The organism is Kitasatospora sp. NPDC097643, assembly GCF_040302625.1.
Taxonomy (GTDB): domain Bacteria; phylum Actinomycetota; class Actinomycetes; order Streptomycetales; family Streptomycetaceae; genus Kitasatospora.
The window spans coordinates 1-21,737 of record NZ_JBEOSA010000093.1 but is presented as its reverse complement, the minus strand read 5'-3'; the positions used below and the strand labels follow the sequence as shown (position 1 = coordinate 21,737).

At 73.2% G+C, this 21,737-nt stretch carries 19 protein-coding genes and 2 pseudogenes; 11 read left to right on the top strand and 10 right to left on the bottom strand.

Annotated features, from left to right (window positions below; all coding sequences use genetic code 11):
- Window positions 1–30: 30 nt before the first annotated feature.
- On the bottom strand, window positions 31–1,068 hold the full coding sequence (locus ABTY15_RS36545; protein ID WP_350605493.1) for an aldo/keto reductase: 1,038 nt from the start codon (window positions 1,066–1,068) through the stop codon (window positions 31–33).
- 101 nt (window positions 1,069–1,169) lie between these two features.
- Between ABTY15_RS36545 and ABTY15_RS36540 the strand changes: the two genes are divergently transcribed.
- Complete coding sequence (locus ABTY15_RS36540; protein ID WP_350605492.1) at window positions 1,170–1,796, top strand: TetR/AcrR family transcriptional regulator; 627 nt, start codon at window positions 1,170–1,172, stop codon at window positions 1,794–1,796.
- Between the two features lie 41 nt (window positions 1,797–1,837).
- On the opposite strand, the gene ABTY15_RS36535 is transcribed toward ABTY15_RS36540, so the two are convergent.
- Both ABTY15_RS36535 and ABTY15_RS36530 read right to left on the bottom strand, forming a co-directional pair.
- The gene (locus ABTY15_RS36535) at window positions 1,838–2,374 is read right to left on the bottom strand and encodes a hypothetical protein (protein WP_350605490.1); all 537 of its coding nucleotides are present in this window, start codon (window positions 2,372–2,374) and stop codon (window positions 1,838–1,840) included.
- A gap of 467 nt (window positions 2,375–2,841) precedes the next feature.
- Window positions 2,842–3,840, bottom strand: a complete 999-nt coding sequence (locus tag ABTY15_RS36530; RefSeq protein ID WP_350605488.1) for a TerD family protein — start codon at window positions 3,838–3,840, stop codon at window positions 2,842–2,844.
- A gap of 139 nt (window positions 3,841–3,979) precedes the next feature.
- Between ABTY15_RS36530 and ABTY15_RS36525 the strand changes: the two genes are divergently transcribed.
- Window positions 3,980–5,299 carry a PA0049 C-terminal domain-containing protein gene (locus tag ABTY15_RS36525; protein ID WP_350605486.1) on the top strand — a complete coding sequence of 440 codons (1,320 nt, stop codon included), beginning with the start codon at window positions 3,980–3,982 and terminating at the stop codon, window positions 5,297–5,299.
- Here the strand turns inward: ABTY15_RS36525 and ABTY15_RS36520 are convergent.
- The 5 genes from ABTY15_RS36520 to ABTY15_RS36500 all read right to left on the bottom strand — a co-directional run bounded on the left by ABTY15_RS36520 (window position 5,296) and on the right by ABTY15_RS36500 (window position 9,467).
- Window positions 5,296–5,796 carry an inorganic diphosphatase gene (locus tag ABTY15_RS36520; RefSeq protein ID WP_350605509.1) on the bottom strand — a complete coding sequence of 167 codons (501 nt, stop codon included), beginning with the start codon at window positions 5,794–5,796 and terminating at the stop codon, window positions 5,296–5,298. The genes ABTY15_RS36525 and ABTY15_RS36520 overlap by 4 nt on opposite strands.
- Before the next feature lie 141 nt (window positions 5,797–5,937).
- Window positions 5,938–6,444 carry a hypothetical protein gene (locus ABTY15_RS36515; protein WP_350605484.1) on the bottom strand — a complete coding sequence of 169 codons (507 nt, stop codon included), beginning with the start codon at window positions 6,442–6,444 and terminating at the stop codon, window positions 5,938–5,940.
- Between the two features lie 108 nt (window positions 6,445–6,552).
- A complete protein-coding gene (locus tag ABTY15_RS36510) occupies window positions 6,553–7,002 on the bottom strand; it encodes a cupin domain-containing protein (RefSeq protein WP_350605481.1) in 450 nt (149 codons plus the stop codon).
- A 139-nt stretch (window positions 7,003–7,141) separates the two neighbouring features.
- On the bottom strand, window positions 7,142–7,882 hold the full coding sequence (locus ABTY15_RS36505; protein ID WP_350605479.1) for a Mut7-C RNAse domain-containing protein: 741 nt from the start codon (window positions 7,880–7,882) through the stop codon (window positions 7,142–7,144).
- 289 nt (window positions 7,883–8,171) lie between these two features.
- On the bottom strand, window positions 8,172–9,467 hold the full coding sequence (locus ABTY15_RS36500) for an MFS transporter (RefSeq protein ID WP_350605477.1): 1,296 nt from the start codon (window positions 9,465–9,467) through the stop codon (window positions 8,172–8,174).
- A 604-nt stretch (window positions 9,468–10,071) separates the two neighbouring features.
- On the opposite strand from ABTY15_RS36500, the gene ABTY15_RS36495 reads away from it, so the two are divergent.
- The 4 genes from ABTY15_RS36495 to ABTY15_RS36480 all read left to right on the top strand — a co-directional run bounded on the left by ABTY15_RS36495 (window position 10,072) and on the right by ABTY15_RS36480 (window position 14,090).
- Window positions 10,072–12,159: a xanthine dehydrogenase family protein molybdopterin-binding subunit gene (locus ABTY15_RS36495; protein WP_350605475.1), complete on the top strand. Its 2,088-nt coding sequence runs from the start codon at window positions 10,072–10,074 to the stop codon at window positions 12,157–12,159.
- Window positions 12,160–12,215: 56 nt separating this feature from the next.
- Entirely contained in the window at window positions 12,216–12,677 is a 462-nt protein-coding gene (locus ABTY15_RS36490) for a (2Fe-2S)-binding protein (protein ID WP_350605472.1), read from the top strand.
- A 73-nt stretch (window positions 12,678–12,750) separates the two neighbouring features.
- Window positions 12,751–13,392 (top strand): TMEM175 family protein, encoded by a 642-nt coding sequence (locus ABTY15_RS36485; RefSeq protein ID WP_350605506.1) that lies wholly within the window; start codon window positions 12,751–12,753, stop codon window positions 13,390–13,392.
- Window positions 13,389–14,090, top strand: a complete 702-nt coding sequence (locus ABTY15_RS36480) for an alpha/beta fold hydrolase (protein WP_350605470.1) — start codon at window positions 13,389–13,391, stop codon at window positions 14,088–14,090. The genes ABTY15_RS36485 and ABTY15_RS36480 overlap by 4 nt, the downstream gene beginning before the upstream one ends.
- 107 nt (window positions 14,091–14,197) lie before the next feature.
- On the opposite strand, the gene ABTY15_RS36475 is transcribed toward ABTY15_RS36480, so the two are convergent.
- Window positions 14,198–14,773: an NADPH-dependent FMN reductase gene (locus tag ABTY15_RS36475; protein WP_350605467.1), complete on the bottom strand. Its 576-nt coding sequence runs from the start codon at window positions 14,771–14,773 to the stop codon at window positions 14,198–14,200.
- A gap of 127 nt (window positions 14,774–14,900) precedes the next feature.
- Here ABTY15_RS36475 and ABTY15_RS36470 point away from each other — a divergent pair, with 127 nt between their 5' ends.
- Window positions 14,901–15,440 (top strand): MarR family winged helix-turn-helix transcriptional regulator, encoded by a 540-nt coding sequence (locus ABTY15_RS36470; RefSeq protein ID WP_350605465.1) that lies wholly within the window; start codon window positions 14,901–14,903, stop codon window positions 15,438–15,440.
- Window positions 15,441–15,485: 45 nt separating this feature from the next.
- Here ABTY15_RS36470 and ABTY15_RS36465 read toward each other — a convergent pair.
- Window positions 15,486–16,201, bottom strand: a pseudogene (locus ABTY15_RS36465) (alpha/beta hydrolase).
- 222 nt (window positions 16,202–16,423) lie between these two features.
- Here ABTY15_RS36465 and ABTY15_RS36460 point away from each other — a divergent pair.
- The 4 genes and pseudogenes from ABTY15_RS36460 to ABTY15_RS36445 all read left to right on the top strand — a co-directional run.
- Window positions 16,424–17,461, top strand: coding sequence for an LLM class flavin-dependent oxidoreductase (locus ABTY15_RS36460; protein WP_350605463.1), 1,038 nt, complete (start codon window positions 16,424–16,426; stop codon window positions 17,459–17,461).
- Window positions 17,462–17,539: 78 nt separating this feature from the next.
- A complete protein-coding gene (locus ABTY15_RS36455) occupies window positions 17,540–19,288 on the top strand; it encodes a fatty acyl-AMP ligase (RefSeq protein ID WP_350605460.1) in 1,749 nt (582 codons plus the stop codon).
- Between the two features lie 7 nt (window positions 19,289–19,295).
- Window positions 19,296–20,981, top strand: a complete 1,686-nt coding sequence (locus tag ABTY15_RS36450; protein WP_350605458.1) for an acyl-CoA dehydrogenase family protein — start codon at window positions 19,296–19,298, stop codon at window positions 20,979–20,981.
- Window positions 20,978–21,737 (top strand): annotated as a pseudogene (locus tag ABTY15_RS36445) (hypothetical protein); the annotation flags it as partial. The gene ABTY15_RS36450 and the pseudogene ABTY15_RS36445, both read left to right, overlap by 4 nt.

Here is a 21,737-nt window from a genome sequence, read left to right as displayed (position 1 = left end):
CTGCCGCCCGGCGAACACGGTCCCCGCAGGTCAGCCGACCAGTGGCGGGTTGAGGCGGGCGAAGGCCTCCTGGCGGCGGTAGGGGAAGTACGGGTACGGCGCGGTGCGGGCGCTGGCGGCGTCCAGGCGGGCGACCTGCTCGTCCGTCAGCGACCAGCCGACCGCGCCGAGGTTCTGCCGTAGCTGCTCCTCGTTGCGGGCCCCGATGATCACCGAGGAGACGGTCGGACGGCGCAGCAGCCAGTTGATCGCCACCTGCGGGACGCTGCGGCCGGTCTCCTCGGCGATCCCGTCCAGCGCGTCGACGACCCGGTACAGCAGCTCGTCCTCGACCGGCGGACCGTAGTCGGCGGTGTCGTGCAGTCGGCTGCCGGTCGGGAGCGGCTGTCCGCGCCGGATCCGGCCGGTGAGGCGGCCCCAGCCGAGCGGGCTCCAGACCAGCGCGCCGACGCCCTCCTCCTGGGCCAGCGGCATCAGCTCCCACTCGTAGTCGCGGCCGACCAGCGAGTAGTAGACCTGGTGCGCGGCGTAGCGGGGGCGGCCGTGCCGGTCGGCGAGCGCGAGGGACTTCATCAGCTGCCAGCCGGAGAAGTTGGAGACGCCGGTGTAGCGGACCTTGCCGGCCCGGACGAGGTCCTCCAGCGTGGCCAGGACCTCCTCGACCGGGGTGGCGGCGTCGAAGGCGTGCAGCTGGAAGAGGTCGAGGTAGTCGGTGCCGAGGCGGCGCAGCGCGTCCTCGACGGCCTTCAGCAGGCGGGCGCGGGAGGTGCCGGCCTCGTTGGGGCCGTCGCCGAGCGGCAGGCCGGCCTTGGTGGAGATGAGCACCTGGTCGCGGCGGCCGTGGACGGCCTTGCCGAGGACCTCCTCGGAGGCGCCGTCGGAGTAGACGTCGGCGGTGTCGAACAGGGTGACGCCGGCGTCGATGGCGATGTCGAGCAGGCGGCGGGCCTCCTGCGCGTCGGTGGTGCCCCAGGCGCCGAAGAGCGGTCCGCGGCCGCCGAAGGTGCCGGTGCCGAGGCTGAGGGCGGGGACCTTGAGTCCGGAGGAGCCGAGTCGGCGGTGTTCCATGGCAGTTCTCCCCTCACGGAGCCCTTAACGGGACTCCCATGCCGTTAGGATGGCTCGACAGTAACAGAGCACGCCGAGCTAATGGAACAGGAATCCCGTTAATGAGCTCTGAGCCCCTCCCGCCCGGTTCGCCCACCCCGGGTTCGGTCCGCCCCGGCGGCCGCACCGCCCGCGTCCGCGCCGCCGTCCTGCGGGCCACCGAGGACGCCCTGGTCGAACGCGGCTTCTCCGGCCTGGACCTCGGCGACATCGCCCAGCGCGCCGAGGTCGGCCGGACCACCGTCTACCGCCGCTGGGGCACCACCACCGCCCTGGTCGCCGACCTGCTCGCCGACATGGCCGAACAGTCCCTGCCGCGGACCCACAGCGGCTCCCTCGCCGAGGACCTGCGGGCCAACGCCCGGCTCGTCCAGCGCACCCTCGCCGACCCCCGCCAGGGCGCGCTCTTCCGCGCCGTCCTGGTCGCCGCCACCTGCGACACCGACGCCGCCTCCGCACTCCAGCGCTTCTACCGCGCCCGCGTCGACGAGTGGGCGCCCTGCGTCGCCGAGGCCGTCGCCCGCGGCGAACTCCCCCCGGACACCGACCCGGCCGAGGTCGTCCGGGCCGTCTCCGCCCCGCTCTACTACCGGATGCTCACCACCCCCGACCCCCTCGACGAGGCCGCCGCCGACCGCGCCGCCGCAGCCGCCGAAGCCGCCGCCCGCGCCGGCGCCCACCGGCGGTAGGAACATCCCCGGAGGACCCCGCCACCGAACCTGCACACCATTCAGCCGTGAACCACAATGCTGATGACCGCCCAGGCTGCGCAGGCAATTCCGGCTATTTCAACCCCGATGGCCCACGTCAGGAGCTTCGCGCGAACGGCATTGAGATTGTGAGCATCATCCAGGATCTTCGCCTGGTCCTCGGCGAGGAGCCGGATGACCTTCACAGTGGGAGCATTCCAGGCCTTCTCCGTCAGGATCTTGTGGAGTTCCGGATAGTTGAGCCCTACGGTCCTTCGCAGATGCGTATTGATGATCAGCCCGAGGACGGACGCGACCACGAAGAGCACCGGGGCCAACACGAGTGGAATCTTGCTGTCCGGGTGCAACGCGAACGTGGACCGGCTCCGGGTCGCCAGGGCAGCGAACGCCAGGAGCAGCGTTGCCAGGGTCCCCGAGGTACTGATGACCGCCAGACCCCGTGACTGCGCGGACGCCTTGTTCGCGCGCTCGTCCTCGAGGAGCTTCTCTATGAGCTTGACGACCTCCGGTCCCGAGGGCGACTCCCCGGGACCGTCATCGCGGCCTTCACGCGACACTCGGATTCTTATGGGGAACATCAACTATGACGCCCCGGCTCGCCCGGAGGCCGCGGCTGGCGAGGCGTCGTTGTTGGCCGGGTCCCGACCCGATAGTCCTCGTCATCGCCATCGCTGTTCGCGACAACGACGCCCGGCACGGCAGGACCGGGCGCTGGCGCCGTTGTCCTTCTGGTGCCTACTCGATAGTCCTCGTCGCCCTCGGAATCCGCGAGATTCGGCGCCGTGACCTTTTCCTTGCTGGTTTCGACGTCAGCCATGGTGAAAATCCACCTCCCGCCTACTCCCCTGCATCCAGTGTCCGCCCATGCCTTCTCGCCGTCCCGCGCAAGGCGGCCACGGCAGGGGCACGACCGGCCCGACGACGTCACAGTCAGGACGTCGCCGGCCACACCGGTCCGCGGCAAAGGGCCCGGGTGTCGGTTCCCCGGGTGCCGCCCACCCTCGGTGGGCGGGGAGTTGGCGGGTTAGAAGAAACCGTCGTCGTCGCTCTCGTAGTAGTTGTTGACGACGACCTCGGGGGCGTCGTCGCTCAGGGCCTCGTTGAGGAGGGCTCCGCCGACGAGGCCGGCGGCGCCGGCGCCGAGGAGGGCTCCGGTGCCGAAGCGGCGGCCGCCGGGCTGCTGTTGGGCGGGCTGGGGCTGCTGCTGGGCGGGGAGTTGGGGGTAGCCGGGCTGCTGGGGGGTGTAGAAGGGGGGCACGGTGGTCTGGACGCGCTGGGCGCAGGCGACGCAGGCCTCGATCTGGCGCGGGACGCCCCACTGCGGGGACCAGAGGACGGCGGTCGAGCCGGGGCCGTGGGAGGGGTCGAAGAAGCAGGTCACGGGGGCACTCCCGGTGGGAACGACGACGGCAGGGGCGAGGGCAGGGGCGGGTGCGGCAGGGGCAGGGGCGGTGGGCGCGGGCTGGAGGACGTCGACGCCGTAGTCGGTGGCGATGCCCGCCAGGCCGGTCGCGTACCCCTGCCCGACGGCGCGGAACTTCCAGTCCGCGCCGTGCCGGTAGAGCTCGCCGAACACCATGGCCGTCTCGCTGCCGGCCTCGGCGGCCACGTCGTAGCGGGCGAGTTCGGCGCCGCCGTCCTGATCGGTGAGCCGGATGTAGGCACCGCGGACCTGGCCGAAGGTCTGGCGGCGCCGCGCCGCCTCGTAGATCGCCACCGCGAAGACGACCTTCTCCACCTCGGCGGCGACCTCGGTGAGCCGGACCTCGATCTGTTCGCGGTCGCCGTTGCCGCCGACCTCGTTGCCCTGGTGGCGGACGGAGCCGTCCGGGCTCTGCAGGTTGTTGAAGAAGACGAAGTGCCGCTCCGAGACGACCTTCCCCGAGGCACCGCAGAGCAGCGCACTCGCGTCCAGGTCGTGTCCGGCGCCGGCCGTCCAGCCGAGGCCGACCCGTACGGTCCGCAGGCGGGGGGCCTGCTTCCCGAGGGAGACGTTGCCGCCCTTCATCAGGGCCACACTCATGGGGTTCCTCCGCTGACCGTCCGATGTCCGCTGTTCGACGACGACAACGCTGTAGAGGAGGCCGCGGTTCCCGGGTCCGGGGCGGAGGGCGCGGGAGGCGTTCTGGTGGGGTGTCAGCCACCCACTTATTGTCAGGGGCATGACTTTAATTCGTCGCGCCGCCCTCGCCGCCGCCGTCGCCGTCACCCTCGCCGGAACGCTCGCCACCGCCCTGCCCGCGTCGGCCGCCCCCTGGCACCTCGATGGCGGCTGCCCGGCCGTCGCCGCCACGCCGCCCGCAGATGCGCCGCCAGCCGACGCCGAGCAGGCCCGCCTCCAGGACCCGCGCACGGCCGCGTTCACCGAACGCTCCGGCCTCGACGACCTGCTCCGGGCCTTCCCGCTCGCCCTCTGCGCCGCGCAGGACGCCGAGCAGGCCGAACAGCTGGCCACCAGCTGGGGCCGGGCACTGTGGCAGGCCGCCGTGGACCGGGCCCAGGAACGCCGCCCGGCCGGCGAACTCCCCGCCCGCGACGACCGCCCGCTGTACTGGACCAGGCTCGCTATGACCACCCAACTGGCCCGCTGGCGGCCCGAGTTCGACATCGACCCGACCGCGCTGCGGGCCCGCTTCGAGGACGCCTCCCGAGGCCTGGACGACGGCTTCACCGCCGAACCGGGCGTGCGGCGGATCTTCGTCAGCGGCTTCGACCCGTACGGCCTGGACACCGAGCCGCGCCGCGCCAACCCCTCGGGCGCGGCCGTCCTGCGCCTGCACGGCCAGCGGATCACGCTCACCGACGGCAGCCCGGCCGAGGTCCGGGCCGTCCTGCTCCCGGTCCGCTACGGCGACTTCGACGACGGCATCGTGGAACGCGCCTTCGGCCCCCACCTCACCCCCGGCCCGCAAGCCGCCGACCTGATCACCAGCATCAGCCAGGGCTACCCGGGCGTGTTCACCCTGGAGGCCTGGGCCGGCCGCGCCCGCTCCGCCGATCCCGCCACCGACAACCTGGGCGCCCTCGCCGGCGGCACCCGCGAGCACCCGGTCACCGCCCCCGGCCTGGCCGACGGGCCCGAGTTCATCCGCACCACCCTGCCCACCGACACCATGACCACCGTCCAGCAGCCCTACCCCGTGCTGCTCAACACCGCCGTCACCGAGATCCCCGCCGACGGCGCCGGCACCCCCGTCGACCGGGAGGACGGCCCCACCCCCGGCTCCCGCGCGGTGGCCGGCGGAGGCGGCGGCTACCTCTCCAACGAGGTCGCGTACCGCTCCAACCGGCTGCGCCTCGACCTCGCCCCCACCCTGCCCGGTGGCCACCTGCACACCCCGGTCCTCACCGGTCTCCCGGCGCAGCAGGACCGCCTCACCGCCCCGGAGTTCGAGCGCAACGAGGCCGCCATCGGCGACCAGGTCCGGGAGATCCTGCGCGGCGCCCGGATCCAGGGAACGTCCGGGACCCAGAGGCCCTAAGCGGGGTCGGCGTACCGCGTCCCGGCGGCGCGGGCCCGGGATTCGGCGATCTCCGCGTACGCGGCCTCCCGGTCGGCCCAGTGCGAGCCCTCCACCGACTTGCCGCGTTCCAGGTCCTTGTAGACCTGGAAGAAGTGGGTGATCTCCAGCAGGTCGTAGCGGCGCAGGTCGCCGATGTCGCGCAGCCGGGCGTAGCGCGGGTCGCGGGCGGGCACGCAGAGCACCTTCTGGTCCGGCCCGCGCTCGTCGCGCATCACCCACATGCCGACGGCCCGGCAGGTCAGCACACAGCCGGGCACGGCGGGCTCGCCGCCGAGCACCAGCGCGTCCAGCGGCTCCCCGTCGCCGCCGAGGGTGCCCTCGACGTAGCCGTAGTCCGCGGGGTAGCGGGTGGCGGTGAACAGGGTGCGGTCCAGCCGGATCCGGCCGGCCGAGAAGTCCATCACGTACTTGTTCCGCGACCCCTGCGGGATCTCGATCATCACCTCGAACTCCACCGCGGCCTCCTTCTCCTCCACCTCCGACGGATCACCGGATCCCGAAAGATTGTGCGCCGCGCGGCGCCGTCCGGAAACGGTGCCACGCGGCGCACGGGCGCACGGTCGGAGCGCCGACGGGCGGCACGGCGCGGCACCAATTCAGCAGCTCTTGCGGCGCTTCGCCTCGAACTCCCCGGCCGTCATGACCCGGTAGCCGCCCGTGCCCCTGCCGTTGGCGGCGACCACCTGTCCGTCGGTGAGTCCGAGGAGCACCGAACCGGACACCGTCAGGACACCGTTGTGCAGCCTGTGCTCCTTGACCGCCTCCACCGCCAGGGAGTACTCCGCGGCCGGGTCGACCTCGCCCGGCGCTGCGTCGTTGCTGGGCCACTGCGGCCCCGGAGCGGCGAGGTCCACCTCGGCCGGCCGGACGTCCGGCCCCTGCGCCGCGGAGTACCAGGACCGTTTGCCCGCCGCCGAGGTGACGTCGACGAACAGGTGGGAGGCCCGCTCGTCCGGGCACAGGCCGGTCAGCACCACCAACTGGCGGTTCCTCAGGGCGACTCCCATCAACCGGTCCTCGGCCGGGGTGCACCCGGCCAGCAGGGCGGCGGCCGCGACGGCCGCCACCACTCCCGCGATCCGTCTGGCAGCGGTCACCGTCATCCGTCCTCCCCCTGTGGGGGCAACTGGCGGCCCCGGTAGAGGTTAGCGCCCGCCCCGCCCGTCTCGCCCGTCTCGCCCGCCCTGCCCGTCTCGCCCGCCCCGCCGCGGTCAGCCGACGGTCGGCTGCCAGGTGCCCTGTTCGGGCCGGGCCTCGGTGTCGGTGTTCGGCCAGGGCGGCATGGTGACGGCGACGATCCGCAGCGGCTCCCCCGCGTCCTCGTCCGCCCGGAACTGGAACGTGGTGCCCAGCGGGATCGAGGCCGCCGTCCCGGGCGTCAGCCGGGTGGTCTCCTCCCGCCCGCCCTGGCGCCGCCACAACCACCCACGGCCCGCCGTCACCTGCCAGATCTCCTGCACGGTGGCGTGCGACACCGCCCGGGTCACCGTCCCGGGGGCGAGCTCGAACACCGCGAGGCCGCCCTGCCCGTCCAGGACCAGCAGTTGCAGCACGTCGGCGCCGTCCGGGGCGGTCACCACGGGGACGTCGGCGAGCTCGGCGGTCCGGAACTCCGGTGGTTCCTGCGTCGGCGACGGCTCGTGCTCCGGCTGGTTGCTCATCCGACCCGGCCCTTCTCGGCACGACGGAGAACCTCGGTCCCGGCCCCCGCCTCCAGTCAGACGATCACACCACGGCGCGCCACAGCGCCTGCGCGCCGGACAGGCGGATGTCCGGCTGCCCGACTGCCCGGCTGTCCGGCTACCCCGCCGTCGACGCGGCGGTGCCGAACTCGCGGACGGCCTCGCTGACGATCGCGTCCAGCCGGGCGTGGTGGGCACCGCGCCAGTAGGCCTGGCCGCAGTCGGCGCACTGGGCGAAGGCGTCGTACGAGCGCTCGGTGCCGTCCCGGAGCTGCTCGCGCACCGAGGTCTTGGTGACGGTGTGCAGCGGGCCGTTGCAGGTGGTGCACCGGCTCCACGGGGCCAGCGGGGGCGCGAAGCGGGAGAGCACGTCGCGCAGCTGCTCGGCGGGGCGGTGGCTGTAGACGTAGGCGCCGGCCCAGAGTTCGCGGCGGCGCAGCAGCCCCCGGTCGCGGGAGAGCATCACCCGCTGCTCGGCGGCCGAGCGGGCGGCGAGGGCGGCGTCGCCGATGTCCGGGTTCTCGTACGCGGCGTCGACGCCGAGCAGGCGCAGCCGGCGGGCCAGGGTGCCGAGGTGGACGTCCAGCAGGAAGCGCGGCGGGGTGGCGGAGGGCTGCGGCCTGGCCACGCCGCGTACCGAGATGTGTTCGGCGTCGGCGGGGACGTGCGAGTCGGGCACCGGGCGGCCGTCCACCAGCAGCGTGCCGACCTCGGTGAGCGGGACACCGAGGGATTCGACGACGTGGCCGAGGGTCGAGGTGCCGTCGGTGCGCAGCTCGGAGCGGCCGACGCGGCGCGGCGCGGCGACGAAGAGGTGCAGCTCGGGGGCGAAGTCGAGCGAGATCTGCGGTCGGTCCACGCGGTCAGCATGCCAGCGGGCGGCGGCCTCGGGCCAGTGGTTTCCGGACGGCTGCGCGCGGGCCACCCGGAGTAGCATCGGCCGTATCCGGAACGGCGGCGCGTTGGGAGCAGGCGATGACCGGAGGCGAGCGGCCGGACAGGGCGGCGGAGCCCCTGTCCGGACTGGATGAAACGGCGCCCGACGACCTGTTCGCCGGGCGGTCCCGGCGGCCAAAGCGGTCCGAGCAGTCCGAGCGGTCCGGGCACAAGGCCCGCGCCGAGGCCCCGCACGACGGCGAGGACGACCTCTACGGCGCCTCGGCGGCGGTGGCCCCGACCACGGAGGGTGACGAGGGGTCGGCGGCAGACGAGGATTCGGGCGCGGACTGGTAGCCGCGGTCGCGCTCGGCCCAGCGGACGGCCGGTCCCATCGCGTGCCCGGCCGCCAGGAAGAGGCCGCCCAGGACCAGCCAGCCGAGCAGTCCGCCGTCCAGCAGCAGGGTGGTGAGCAGCAGCGGGCCGACGGTGCGCGCGACGGCCACGCCGGTGCCGAAGAACCCCTGGTACTGGCCGATCCGGTCCGGCGGGGCGAGGTCGAAGCCGATCTGCCAGGAGCCCGCGGACTGCCGCATCTCACCGACCAGCTGGAGCACGGAGGCCGCCACCAGCAACGCGGCGAGCCCCCAGGCCGGGACGTCCAGGGCCGACAGTCCGAAGACGACGCAGGAGAGCAGCAGCAGGAGCCCGGCCGAGCGGACCGCCCGGGCGGCCGAGGGCAGGCCGGTGACGTCGCGCGCCGCCTGGACCTGGAAGGCCATCACCCCGACGGTGTTGAGCACGAACAGGGCCGAGCCGAGCCAGCCGAGCCCGGGGGCGCGGTCGGCGATCCAGAGCGGGATGATCAGGCTCAGCAGCGGCATCCGCAGCAGCAGCACCGTGTTGACCAGGGCGACCACGGCGTAGCGCCGGTCGCGCAGCACGGCCAGCCGCGGCCCGCTGCCCGACTGCTCGACGACGGGCGGGACTTGGGGCAGTCGCAGGAGCAGCAGCGCACCGGCGACGAAGCCGAGCGCGGTCACGGTGAAGGCGCCGAGGAACGCGGCCCGGGTGCCGACGGTGAGCGCGATGCCGCCGATGGCCGCGCCAACGGCCAAGCCCCCGTTGAGGGTTGACTGCAGGTGGGCGAGCAGCCCGGTGCGCTCGGCCCGCGAGACCAGGCCGGCGACCAGAGCCTGCCGGGCGGCGGTCAGCCCGGACTGGGTCGTGGCGTAGAGGCAGACGGCGATCAGGAACGGCGGGTAGGAGCGGATCACCAGGAAGGTCGTGACCACGACGGCGGTGGCGAGGGCCAGGACGACGGCCGTCCCGCGCGGCCCGCGCCGGTCGGCGAGGGCGCCGAGCGGCACGCCCGCGATCGAGCCGAGTGCCCAGGCGATGGCGAGGCCGATGCCGAGGCTGGTCGCCGACATCCCGACGATGTGCGTGAAGTAGAGCGCGGAGCAGGTGTAGTAGGCGCCGTCGCCGACGGCGCTCGCCAACTGGGCGGCGGCGAGCGTCCGCTGGACTCCGGCGGGCGGGACGAGTCGGGATACGGCCGCTGACACTGCTCTGCTGGTCGGCACTTCGGTTCCTGGTCTCCTGGCTGGGGGCGGCGCGCGCGCCGGGTGTTCGCAACGGTTCGCGGCCCAGCCTACGGAGGAACTGGACCGGGTGACAGATCCATTGATCAAGGAATCCACTGGGCCAGTTGGAGTCGCCGCCCATTCCGGACCCTGTTCACGGCCTCCGCCGAACCGGTCGGCAGGCCCACCGGCGGGCCCTTCCGGCCGTGTTGACCCGTCAGTAGCGCACTCCTATGCTCAACCGCGTTCGTGATCCGGCACCGGGGCCGGGGCCGTCACGCCCGCCCGGCCGGAGCCGTCAACGGCTCGAAGGGCTCCTCCCATCGGTACCTCCCTCGCCCCCTCGGACGACACCCACGGCGCCGACGGTACGGGCGACGCGGGCGACCCCGACGACCCGCTCGTCGCACCGGTCGCCCGCGCCACGGCCTCCGGTGCCACGGCCCCGGCCCCCGCCGACCGCCGCCGGTTCCTCACCTACCTGCTCGCCGCCCCCACCCTCACCGTCGCCGCCCGGCTCGGTCTGGACGCCGCCGCACCGGCCAGCGCTCGGGCCGCCGTCAGCGCCGCCGCCCGGAGCACCGCCGTGGCCCAGGACGCCGCCGCCCCTTCGCAGTTGCTCGGCCTGCCCGGCATCCCGGACATCCTCGACCTCGGCGACGCGCTGATCGTGGCCGGCCTGCCGACCTCGCACCTGCTGGTGCTCGAAGTCACCGCCGCCGGGCGCGCCGTGCTCTCGCTGCCCCGCCTGGAGGTCGGCCAGGGCCTGACCACCGCCATGGCGATGCTGGTCGCCGAGGAGCTCGACGCCCGGCTCACCGACGTCGACGTACCGCTCTCCGACGGCCGGCCCGAACTGCTCTTCAACCAGCTCACCGGCGCCTCCAACTCGGTGCGCTCGCTGTACGACCCGGTACGCGCCGCGGCCGCCGCCGCCCGCGCCCGGCTGGTCACCGCCGCCGCCCGGCGCTGGAACGTTCCGGCCGACACCCTGCGCACCGCCGACTCCGCCGTCCTCGCCCCCGACGGCCGCCGGGCCGGCTACGGCGAACTCGCCGCCGACGCCGCCGCTGTCGCCGTCCCGGCCGTCCCCGCCACCCCCAAGCCCGCCGACCAGCTGCGCCTGGTCGGCAGGCCCACCGGCCGGATCGACGCCCGCGACATCGTCACCGGCCGCGCCAAGTACGCCGGGGACCTGGCGATTCCGGGCGCCGTCCCCACCGTCGTCGCCCGGCCGACCACCATCAACGGCACCCTCAAGTCCCTGGACGCCACCGCCGCCCGCGCCATGCCCGGCGTGCTCGCCGTCGTCCAGATCCCCAGCGGCGTCGCCGTCCTCGCCGAGACCTTCGACCAGGCGCTCAAGGCCCGCGACGCGCTGCGCACCGCATGGAACCCGGGCCCGGTGGCCGGCCTGTCCACCGATGACATCCGTGCCCAACTGCGCGCCTCCCACGCGCCGTTCCTCATCCCGCCGTTGCTCACCGCCTACGTGGACGGTGAGTTCGACTTCGCCTTCGTCAACCACGCGCCGATGGAGGTGCTGACCGCCGTCGCCGACGTCCGGCCGAACCGGGCCGAGCTGTGGTTCGCCGCGCAGACGCCGATCGTCGCCCAGCAGACCATCGCCGCCGAACTCGGCCTGCCGCAGGACGCCGTCACGGTCCACGTGGTGCGCGGCGGCGGCTCGTTCGGGCGCCGGCTGTTCTTCGACGCCGCGCTGGAGGCCGCCCAGATCTCCCGGGCCGCCGGCCGCCCCGTCAAGCTGATGTGGACGCGCAACGACGACATGCGGCACGGCCGGATGCGCCCCGCCAGCCACCACCGGATCCGGGCCACCTACGCCCTCGGCCAGGTGCTCAGCTGGGAACACCGCGCCGCCACCGTCAAGACCGACTTCCGGCACGGGCTCGGCGAGGCGCTCAGCGCCGCCGGCTTCAACCTCTCGCTCGCCGGGCTCAGCCTCGCCCAGGCCTTCTTCCTGCTCAGCGAGAAGAACCCGTACAACGTCGGCATCCCCACCCAGCTGCTCGCCGAGCTGCCGCTCGACGTGCACACCGGCAGCTGGCGCTCCGTCTACTCGGGCACCGTCCGGGTCGCCGACGAGATCATGATGGACGAACTCGCCCGCCGGATGGGCCAGGACGCCGTCGCCTTCCGCCGCGCCCGGCTGCGCGACGCCGCCGGGCGGGCCGTCCTCGACACGGTCGCCCAGGCCGGCAACTGGGGCCGACCGATGCCCCCCGGCCAGGCCCAGGGCATCGGCTACCACGACGAGAACGGCGCCCGCGCCGCCTACCTGGTCGAACTCGACGCCGGCGACCCGGCCAACCCCCGGGTGACCAAGGCGGTGATCGCCGCCGACCTCGGCCAGGTGATCAACCCCCGTGGCCTGGAGGCCCAGTTGACCGGCGCACTGATCGACGGCATCTCGGTGATCCTGCAAGCCGGCAACCACATCGACAACGGCGCCGTCCGCGAGGGCAGTTTCGCCGACTTCCGGTACGCCCGGCAGCGACACAGCCCGCCCGTGGTCGAGATCCACCTGCTGCCGCCGAGCGGACCGCCGGGCGGCGCGGGCGAGTTGGGCGTCCCGGCCGCCTCCGCCGCCGTCGCCAACGCCTACGCGCGCGCCACCGGCACCAGCCCGCGCTCGTTCCCGATCAACTTCTGACCGCCACTTCCCCAACTTCCGATCCCCCCATCACCGTTAAGGACGTCGACTCCCCCATGCCCGCCCACACCTTCGTCCTCAACGGGCAGCCGGTCACCGTCGACGCCCCGGACGACATGCCGCTGCTCTGGGTCCTGCGCGACAAGCTCGGCGTCACCGGCCCCAAGTACGGCTGCGGGGTGGGGGTTTGCCGCGCCTGCACGAGCCACCTGGACGGCCAGGAGTTCCAGCCCTGCACCCGCTCGGTCAAGGACTGCGCGGGCCACAGCGTCACCACCATCGAGGGCCTCGCCGACGGCGACACCCTGCACCCCGTCCAGGAGGCCTGGCTCGCCTGCGACGTCGCCCAGTGCGGCTTCTGCCAGCCCGGCCAGATCATGACCGCCGTCGCCCTGCTGCGCCGCACCCCCGACCCGACCGACGCCGACATCGACCAGATCCAGAACATCTGCCGCTGCGGCAGCTACCCGCGCATCCGCGAAGCGATCAAGCAGGCCGCCGCCCGCCGGGCGCCGTAGCGCGGTGGGTGCCCGTCGACGGAGCGTCGCTCCCAGCCGACGGCCGGGCTTCTGGCATCCTCACCGGGTGGCGATGGATCGGGCAACGGCAGGGACCACCGACTCCGGGCGGGTGGAGGCCTTCAGCGACGGCGTGTTCGCCATCGCGATCACTCTGCTGATCCTGGAGATCAAGGTGCCGGAGGCCCACAGCGGGAGCGAACTGTGGCATGCCCTCGGGGAGCAGTGGCCCTCGTACTGCGCCTACGTGGTCAGCTTCCTGGTGATCGGCGTGATGTGGGTCAACCACCACACCGTGTTCACCTACATCGCCCGTGTCGACCGCACCCTGGTCTTCCTCAACCTGCTGCTTCTCCTGGTGGTCGCCGCCCTGCCGTTCCCCACCGCGCTGGTCGCCGAGAACCTGCGCGTACCCGACGCCTCGAACGTCGCCGCTGCCGTGTACGGCGCGGTGATGGTGGCGCATGCCGTCACCTTCGTCCTGTTCTGGTACTACGTCACCCGGACCGGACACTGCTTCGACGAGCGGGTCGACGTCCGGGCCGCCCGGGCCACCCGCGCCCGCTTCGGCCTCGGCCTGGTCGTCTACCCCGCCACCGTCGGCCTGGCCTTCGTGTCCGCGGCGCTCGCCCTCGCCGTCCACGGCGTGCTGGCCGTCTACTACGCCTTCAACCAGACGCCCGTCCCCACCCGAGCCCCCGGGAGCCGACCATGACCGAACCCACCTACGTCCTGGTACCCGGCGCCGGCGGCGAGGCCTGGTACTGGCACCGCGTCGTGGACGAGCTGCGCGTCCGGGGGCGCGAGGTGATCGCGATCGACCTGCCCGGCGACGACGAGTCGGCGGGGCTCCCCGAGTACACCGAAGCGGTCGTGCGCGCGGTCGGCCACCGCACCGGTCTGGTGCTGGTCGGCCAGTCCCTGGGTGCGTTCACCACCTCGCTGGCCTGCGCGCGACTCCCGGCCTCGCTGCTGGTGCTCGTCAACCCGATGATCCCCGCGCCGGGCGAGACGGCCGGCGAGTGGTGGAAGAACACCGGCCAGGCCGCGGCCATGCGCGACAACAACGTCCGGGAGGGCCGGCCGGCCGACGCCCCGTTCGACCCGGAGACGTACTTCCTGCACGACCTGCCCCAGGACGTGCTCGCCGAGGCCCGGGCGCACGGCCGGACCGAGTCCGACGCGGTGTTCGCCACACCCTGGGACCTGCCGGCCTGGCCCCGGGTGCCCACCCGGGTGCTGACCGGTCGCGACGACCGGCTGTTCCCCGCCGAATTCCAACGGCGGGTGGCCCGGGAGCGCCTCGGCATCACCCCGCAGGAGATCCCCGGTGGGCACCTGGCCGCCCTGAGCCGGCCGGTGGTCCTCACCGACCGGCTGGAGGCCTACTGGGCCGAGGTCGACTCCGCCTGACGCTCCGGGTCGGCGCCGGACCGGCGGCGGGCGGCATCGTCTCCGCCCTCGTGACTGCCCACCGAGCGGCCGTTACCGGCGCCGCCGCCCGCTGTCCTCCGGTCCGCTCACGCCGCGACGGGTGACGGGACGCGGAGCGGCGCCAGTGCGGTGCTCCAGGCGATGACCTGGTCGAGCATCGTGTTCAGGGCGGGCAGGTTGTAGTCGCCGGGCTTGAACACGTGGTAGTTCTCGAACTCGGTGATCAGGGACAGCGCGACCTGCTGGCGCACGTCGGCCATCTGGAGCTCGCCGGCGACCAGGCGCAGCTGTTCGACGGCGCGGACGCCCCCGACGGCGCCGTAGGACACGTAGCCGACCGCCTTGTTGTTCCACTCGGCGTAGAGGAAGTCGAGCGCGTTCTTCAGCACGGCGGGAATGCCGTGGTTGTACTCCGGCGTCACGATGACGAACCCGTCGAAGGAGGCGATCTCGGCTGCCCACTGCCGGGTGTGCTCGTTCCGGTACTGGCCGAGCGACGGCGGCACGGGCTCGTCGAGGTGCGGCAGCGGGTGGTCGCGGAGGTCGATGAGTTCGAACTCGGCGTCGGTTCGACGCGACGCGATGTCGAGCACCCACGTGGCGACCTGTTCGCCGTTGCGGTTGGGGCGGGTGCTGCCGAGGATGATGCCGATCTTGAGCATGACGGGCCTGGCCTTCCTCGTTCGCGGTGCTTCGCATGAGGGGCACCTGCGGAGTTTCGCTGCCCGGCAGATCGTCTGCGGAGCAGACAGTCTCACCAACAGCGGACCGCCGCCTATCATTCCTGGTATGGGCAGCGAGCCACGGACCGCACCGGTCGCCGGGTGTGCCGATCTCACGGGGGACTTCGGCTTCTCGCTCATGGCGCTGGCACACGCCTATCGGACCGCCGTCTCCTCGGTGCTCGCGGACGTCCCCCAGGGCGCCCGCGGCTTCCAGACGCTCGCGGCCGTGGTCGAGGGCGACGGGCCGAACCAGATCGCGCTGGCCGGCTACCTGCGCGTCGACCGCACGGTGATGACCTACCTGCTCGACGACCTGGTGGCCGCGGGCCTGGTGGAACGCCGGCTCGACCCTGCCGACCGGCGCCGCCGCAAGATCGTCGCGACCCGGCGGGGCTCCGAAACCCTCCGTGACCTGCGACGACAGGTGAGCGCGGCGGAGGACGAGCTGCTCTCCGTCATCGACGAGGACGAGCGCGCGGTGTTCCGGGCCCTGCTCGCCCGGCTCGCCCGCACCGTCGCGGACGGCGAACCGGGCGGCCCGTCCTGCGACATCGACGCCGACTCCTGCGACGCCGACGTCAGCCCCGGGCCCGGTCGGGACTGAGGCCGGCGCCGCGCACCGCTCAGCTGCCGGCCGGACGGCCCGGCCTCACCTCAGGTGCCGGGCGAAGAACCGGGCCCGGCGTCGATCTCGGACTGCGGGACGCCGGTGTGCCCGCCCGGATTGGCGTGCAGCGTCTTCTCCGAAGAGCCGAAGGCGTCGAACAGGTCCAGGGCCGCCTGCCGGTCGTTCCCTTCGTCGTCCCACTGCAGCAGGACGTGCAGGGGAATGGTGACCTGGCGGGCCTCCTCGCCGATGGCGGCGGGCACGAAGCTCCCGGCGAAGAGACCGGCGGCCGAGATCCGCGGCTCGACCACCGCCAGCCGGATGCCGATGGAGATGATTCCCCCCTCGAACCCGACCGGGCCGCCGATCCCGGGCAGCGCGAGGAGGGCGTCCAGGGCGACCTGCCATTCCGGGACCGCCCGGTCGACCAGCGGGAGGACGAGGGCGTCGACGATCTCGTCGCTGACCGGCTCGCCGGCCTCCAGCACCCGGCGCAACTCGGCGCGGGCCTGCTCGGCGGCGGCCCAACGGGGCCGGTCGCCGCTCCCGGGGAGCTCGATGGTGGCCGCGGCGAAGCCGTACTCCGCCGCGTAGTGCCGCGCCCGCCCCGCCAGCCGGGGGTACATCGTGCGCAGCCCGAGCGGGAGGTGGCCGATCAGGCTCAGCGGCGCCGGTGCGGATGCGGAATCGGAGGCTGGCCTCCACAGGATGCCGGGGATCTCCCCGAGGGTGAATGCGGGTTTTCGCCGAAGCTCCATCGCCGGACGCCACGAAGCGGTCGACGGCCTTCGCAGGTCGGATCCTCGCAGGTCACGGGTGGCATCTGCGTCATCGCATGACAGCCAGTCACCATCTCGAACAGTCGTTCGCCGGCGTGTTAGGGTGGCCGTGACTCTTGATCATTCTTTCCGGTCCCAGGGTCATTTGAACGGCATTCACGTCATCGACGGTCTCGGACGTGAGGCAACGGGGGGGTGCAGATGGACTTCAGTCTGTTCTATTTCGCCAACGACAGTGCCGTGGCGGACAGCGGGAACCGGTATCGGCTCCTGCTGGAGGGAGCGAAGTTCGCCGACCGCCACGGCTTCACCGCGGTGTGGACTCCGGAGCGCCACTTCCACCGCTTCGGCGGCCTCTACCCGAATCCGGCCGTGACGGGCGCGGCGTTGGCCGCGGTCACCGAGCGGATCCGGATCCGCGCGGGCAGCGTCGTCTCCCCACTGCACCACCCGGCTCGGATCGTCGAGGACTGGTCGGTGGTCGACAACCTGTCAGGCGGCCGGGTGGGCGTCTCGTTCGCCTCGGGTTGGCACCCGGCGGATTTCGTGCTCCGCCCCGACGCCTATGCCGTCCGGAAGGACCGGCTGGTCGAGACGCTCCAGACGGTGCGTGGCCTCTGGCGGGGCGAGCCGCTCTCGGTGACGGACGGTGAGGGAACGCCGACCGAGATCACCGTCTTTCCGCCGCCGGTGACACGTGAGCTGCCCTGCTGGCTGACCACGGGCGGGAGTGCCGACAGCTTCAGGACCGCGGGCCGGCTCGGGGTCGGGGTGCTGACTCACCTGCTCGGCCAGGACGTGGACGAGTTGGCTGCCAAGATCGCTCTGTACCGTGAGGCGTTGCCGGCTGAGGCCGGCCCCGGCCATGTGGTCCTGATGCTGCACGCTTTCCTGGGAGACGATCGTCAAGCCGTTCGGGAGACCGTGTACGAGCCGCTGTGCGGCTACCTCACCTCCTCGTTCGACCTGATCGCCGGTTCGCTGGCCGGCCGCAGCGGTGCTCTCGACCCCAGGACGATGCGTGCGTCCGACATCGCCTACCTGGTGGAACGGGGCTTCGACCGGTTCTTCGACACCAGTGGGCTCTTCGGCACGGTGGAACAGGCCCGCCCGCTGGTCGAGCGCCTCGCCGCCGCCGGGGTCGACGAGCTGGCCTGCCTCATCGACTTCGGTGTCCGGCCCGACGCGGTACTGGAGAGCCTGGGCCACCTGGACCGGCTGCGCGCGTCGTCGGCGTGACCGGATGCCGGTCCGCCCGGCTTGAACTGGTGTCATAGATCTACGGGGGAAGGGCTCGAAATGGGTCACGAGGGCTTTGTGCGCGCCTTTCAGCGGCACGCACGGGAGATACCGGAGACGCCGGCCGTCATCCACGCGCGCGAGACCGCAGACGGGCTGGTCGAGGACAGCCTGACGTACGGCAGGCTGGACCACGAGGCGCGGCTGGTGGCGACGGCGCTGCGTAAGGACCTCGCGCCCGGCGACCGGGTGCTGCTGCTCCACCCCGAAGGCCTGGAGTTCGCCCGGACGTTCATCGGCTGCCTCTACGCGGGCCTCGTCCCGGTGGTGGCCCCGCCGCACGGGCGCAACCCGGCGCAGCGGGCGCGCACGGAGCAGATCATCCGGGACGCGGGCTGCGCACTGCTGCTCGCCCCGGCGGACGAACGGGCCGTCCTCCTGGACTGGCTGGACACCGTCGGCCTCCACGAGGTCGCCGTCGGTGCCACCGACTCCGCCTGGTTCGACGGCGGTGTCGTCGAGCCCGCGGCCTTCCCGGTGCCGGAAGCCGAGCACACGGCCTTCCTCCAGTACACCTCCGGCTCCACCTCGGCCCCGCGCGGCGTCGTCGTCTCGCACGGCAACGTGGCGCACAACGCCCGCCAGCTGATCGAGCTCTTCGGCTGGACCGCCGACATGCGCTTCTGCAGTTGGCTGCCGATGTTCCATGACATGGGTCTGATCCAGGGCCTGCTGACGCCGCTCGTCCTCGGTGCGACGACGGTGCACTTCGCCCCGGCCGTCTTCCTGAAGCGCCCTTGTCGCTGGCTGGAACTGATCTCCCGGCACCGTGCCGCGGTGTCCGCCGCACCCAACTTCGCCTATGAGCTGTGTGCGCGCCGGGTCACCGACGACCAGCTGACGGGCCTGGACCTGTCGAGCTGGCAGGTCGCCGGCAACGGTTCCGAGCCGATCGACTGGATCACCCTGGAGCGCTTCGCCGAGCGGTTCGCCTCCGTCGGCTTCCGGGCCTCCGCGTTCGCCACCGGCTACGGGCTCGCGGAGAGCACCCTGGCCGTCACCGGCACGCCGCTGGACGAGGCTCCCGTCGGTGCTGTGGTGGACCGCTCCGCTCTCTCCACGGGCACGCTCCGACCCGCCGAACCGGGCCGGCCGGACGTGCGGCTGGTCAGCAGCGGCAGGGTCGGCGACTACGAGCTGCGGATCGTCGACCCGGCCACGGGTGAGACGCTTCCCGACGGATCGGTCGGCGAGATCTGGATCCGCGGCGGCAGCGTGGCCCAGGGCTACTGGCGCAAGCCCGAGGAAACCGCGCGGGTCTTCCACGCCACGGCGGCCGACGGCACCGGACCGTTCCTGCGCACCGGGGACCTGGGCGCGCTGCTCGACGACCGGCTCTACGTCACCGGGCGGCTCAAGGACACCATCGTTCTCAACGGGCGCAACATCTATCCGCACGACATCGAGCGGATGATGAGCTCGCTCGATCCCGCGTTCGGCGGCCTGCCGGCGGCGGCCTTCGCCGTCCAGGGCGGACGGTTCGAGGAGATCGCCGTGGTGCAGGAACTCCGCGTCGGGGTCCACGGCGAGGAGGAGCTCCGTGCTCTGGTCCGCCGTACCAAGGCGGTGCTCGGCGCCGACCTGGGAGTACCGGTCGGCAGCGTGGCACTGGTCGAGACCGGCCAGGTGCCGCGCACCACCAGCGGAAAGATCCAGCGGGTGCGCGCCCGGGAGCTCCTGCTGGGCGGCGGGCTGAAGGTCGTCCACGAGGAACTCTCGCGGGACGTGGCGGGGCTGTGCCGGGCCCGCGCCGCCGAGTCGGTGTGAGGCGGCCGTGGACCACCCGTCCCGTCGGCTCGCCGAGCGACTGGAGCAGCGCCTCGGTGACCCGAACGACGAGCGACGCCCGTTCTCGCTGGCAGCCGCGCTGCGCCTGGACGCGAGCGACGAATTCCCCGCCGCTCCCTGCCGCGAGCTGGACGCCGTCGGCCTGAGCGACTACTACGTACCGGCGCGCCACGGCGGCCGACTGCGCAGCTTCGAAGAGCTGATGACGACCCTTCGGGTGGCGGCCCGGCGGGACCTCACCACCGCGCTGGTCCACCACGCCACCTTCCTCGGTGCCGCACCGGTCTGGATCGGCGGCGCACCGGAGACGGCTGCGAGGCTCGCCGGGCGGGTGCGGGACGGAGACGTCGTCGCCTTCGCCGTCACCGAGGCCGACCACGGCAGCGACCTGCTGGCCGGAACCACGTGCGCGACCGCCACGGCGGGCGGCTATCGCCTCGACGGGGAGAAGTGGCTGATCAACAACGCCACCCGGAGCAGGCTGGTCTGCGTCCTCGCCCGCACCGATCCGGCCGGCGGCGCCCGCGGCTTCAGCCTCTTCCTGGTCGACAAGCAGGAGTTGGCCGACGGGGAGTACGCCTGCCTGCCTGCGGTACGGACGGTCGGGGTGCGCGGTGCCGACATCAGCGGTATCCGCTTCACCGGTGCCGAGGTGCCCCGAGCGGCGCTGATCGGCGACCTGGGCGCGGGCCTGGAGATCACCCTGAAGTCCTTCCAGCTCACCCGCACCCTGTGCGCGGGTTTCACGCTGGGTGCGGCCGACCGGGGGCTGCGGCTGGCCATGGCCCGGGCCGAACGGCTGGGGCAGACCGGGCAGCCGGACGTCCGGCGGGTCCTGGCCGAGGCCTACGCGGATCTGCTGACCGCCGAAACGGTCGGCCTGCTGGCGGTGCGCTCCGCCCATACGCTGCCGGACGAGCTGTCGGTCACCGCCGCGGTCACCAAGCACCTGGTGCCGATGCTCGGGGACGGCCTGCTCGGCGCGCTCGGGCGGCTCGGCGGCGGCTGGGTCGACGGCCCGGATCAGGACGTGTTCGAGAAGGTCGAGCGGGACCACCGGATCATCGGCATCTTCGACGGCAGCAGCGCGGTCAACCTCGCCTCCCTCGTCAACCAGTTCGGCTTCCTGAGCCGCGCTTACCGGCGCGGCGTCGCGGGGGGCGTCGCGGGAGGCGTCCTCGCGGGGGCCGAACTGTCCACTCCGGTACCGGACTTCGAACCGGATCGGCTGGAGCTGGTGTCCCGCAACGGCTCCAGCGTGCTGAACCACCTGCCGGCCGCGCTGGACCGTCTGACCCGGCGAGCAGGCCCGGGATCGGAGCTGTCCCGCCGCGCGGCGCAGCTGCGGTCGGCCGTCGACGAGGTGCACGATGCCATGGGCGCCCACCGGCCCACCCCTCGCGACGTACCGGCCACGGCCTTCGCCCTGGCCGAGCGCTACGCGCTCTGCTTCGCGGCCGCCGCCTGTGTCCAGGTCTGGCTCGCCAACCCCGCGGCCGCCGACGGGTGGCTCGAAGGTGTCCTCGGCCGCCTCGTCCAGCGGCTGGGAGCGCCGTCGCAGGACGATCCCGGAAGTGCCGTGGACCGCCTGTTCCCGCTGCTGGAACGCCAGTACCGCGAGCACCTGCTGTTCTCCCCGTTCCCCGCCCGTCTCGCCGAAGGCTCCGCATGACCGCGCCCGACTCGACAGACCAGGTCGTCGCAGAGCTCCACGCCCGCCTCGGCGATCCCACCGATCACGAGAACCCGCTCGGCACGGCAGCCGTGCTCGCGGCGGACGAGGCGGGAGTGCCGCTGCGGGCCGGAGAACTCCTGCTCCGGGAGCGCGGGTTCGCCGCCGAGCTGGTGCCGACGGCCGACGGTGGCCGGTTCCACCGGGTCGGCCGGACGGCCGCGCTGGTGCGGGCGCTGGCCCGCCGTGACCCGGCCCTCGCACTCGACTTCGGTCTGGCGGGATTCGCCGCGCTCTGGCCGCTGTGGGCGACCGGCCACGGTGATCAGCGGCGTCGGGCCGCTGACACCCTGCTGGCCGGGCGGCGGATCCACGCCGGCGGCCCCGGCACACTGACGCTCAGCCGGTCCGGTGGACGACTCCTGCTGGACGGCCGGGCGCCGGTCGACGGCGACCCGAGGGACGCCGGCGGGCTGTTGCTGCGCGCCGCAGCGGACGGAACGGAGCGCCTGCTGCTGCTCGATCCGACCACGCTCCCGGCGGAGCGCTACGCTGCCGAACCACCCGCTCTCCGCCGGCCCCGGGCACCACGCCCCGGTGCGGTCGTGTTCCGGCACTGCCCGGTCCCCGACGCCGGGACGGCGCAGGTGGCGCCGCCGGACGTCCGGGGTTCGAGTCCCTGGCGGCGCACAGACAGTGGGGAGCCTCTCGCAGCAGCGAGGGGCTCCTCAATTTTTTGCCCTCCGACGTCCGATT

Coding starts and splice junctions, on each gene's coding strand:
- ABTY15_RS36545 (WP_350605493.1), bottom strand. CDS start 1,068: ATGGAACACCGCCGACTCGGCTCCTCCGGACTCAAGGTCCCCGCCCTC.
- ABTY15_RS36540 (WP_350605492.1), top strand. CDS start 1,170: ATGAGCTCTGAGCCCCTCCCGCCCGGTTCGCCCACCCCGGGTTCGGTC.
- ABTY15_RS36530 (WP_350605488.1), bottom strand. CDS start 3,840: ATGAGTGTGGCCCTGATGAAGGGCGGCAACGTCTCCCTCGGGAAGCAG.
- ABTY15_RS36525 (WP_350605486.1), top strand. CDS start 3,980: ATGACTTTAATTCGTCGCGCCGCCCTCGCCGCCGCCGTCGCCGTCACC.
- ABTY15_RS36515 (WP_350605484.1), bottom strand. CDS start 6,444: ATGACGGTGACCGCTGCCAGACGGATCGCGGGAGTGGTGGCGGCCGTC.
- ABTY15_RS36510 (WP_350605481.1), bottom strand. CDS start 7,002: ATGAGCAACCAGCCGGAGCACGAGCCGTCGCCGACGCAGGAACCACCG.
- ABTY15_RS36490 (WP_350605472.1), top strand. CDS start 12,216: ATGCCCGCCCACACCTTCGTCCTCAACGGGCAGCCGGTCACCGTCGAC.
- ABTY15_RS36485 (WP_350605506.1), top strand. CDS start 12,751: ATGGATCGGGCAACGGCAGGGACCACCGACTCCGGGCGGGTGGAGGCC.
- ABTY15_RS36480 (WP_350605470.1), top strand. CDS start 13,389: ATGACCGAACCCACCTACGTCCTGGTACCCGGCGCCGGCGGCGAGGCC.
- ABTY15_RS36475 (WP_350605467.1), bottom strand. CDS start 14,773: ATGCTCAAGATCGGCATCATCCTCGGCAGCACCCGCCCCAACCGCAAC.
- ABTY15_RS36470 (WP_350605465.1), top strand. CDS start 14,901: ATGGGCAGCGAGCCACGGACCGCACCGGTCGCCGGGTGTGCCGATCTC.
- ABTY15_RS36460 (WP_350605463.1), top strand. CDS start 16,424: ATGGACTTCAGTCTGTTCTATTTCGCCAACGACAGTGCCGTGGCGGAC.